The sequence below is a fragment of the Agromyces humi genome (genome assembly GCF_009720255.1).
Taxonomy (GTDB): domain Bacteria; phylum Actinomycetota; class Actinomycetes; order Actinomycetales; family Microbacteriaceae; genus Agromyces; species Agromyces humi.
The window spans coordinates 1-555 of sequence record NZ_WJSP02000781.1; the positions used below are offsets into that span (position 1 = coordinate 1).

The following is a 555-nucleotide window of genomic DNA, read 5'->3' on the forward strand; positions in this document are numbered from 1 at the left end:
CCGAACATCGTGCCGCGGCAACGCGTTGCGCTCAGTTCAGGCCGCCGACCTGCATCGAGGGGGGGCGTGACGTGGCGTCCGGTTCAGGGCAGCATGGGGTGATGATCAGCAGGGAGCTGGCGCTCGCGCTCCGGGAAGCGGGCCTCACGTGGCATCCGGAGTCCGGCGACCGGTTCCAGCTCGACCTGGCCGAGCACGTCGAGGCCGAGGTCGAGGCCGACGTCTTCACGGTGAGCGAGATGACGATCGAGGCGCGGCGCTACCCGACGGGCACGATCCTCGCGTTCAACGGCACCACCGAGTGGGCGCTCGACTCGGTCGCCCTCGCCGACGCGGTGTGGCTGCCGCGCGAGGACCAGCTGCGCGAGCTGCTGCGGGCGACCTTCCGGTCGCTGACCCGTCTCGACGACGCGTTCGAGGTCGAGGTCGAGGTGGCCGGCTCCCGCATGCGCTTCGAGCACCCCGACGTGGCCGAGGCGTACGGGCTCGCGCTGCTCGAGCTCATCGGCAGGTCGCGATGACGGATGCCGCGGGGCGGGCCGCGGCCGCGACGGA

At 72.3% G+C, this 555-nt stretch carries 1 protein-coding gene; it reads left to right on the forward strand.

Translation table 11 applies throughout. The features are described 5' to 3' along the window. The first annotated feature begins 101 nt into the window (after positions 1-101). Complete coding sequence (locus tag GH736_RS24145; protein WP_159607635.1) at positions 102-521, forward strand: pilus assembly protein CpaE; 420 nt, start codon at positions 102-104, stop codon at positions 519-521. The last annotated feature ends 34 nt before the right edge of the window (positions 522-555 follow it).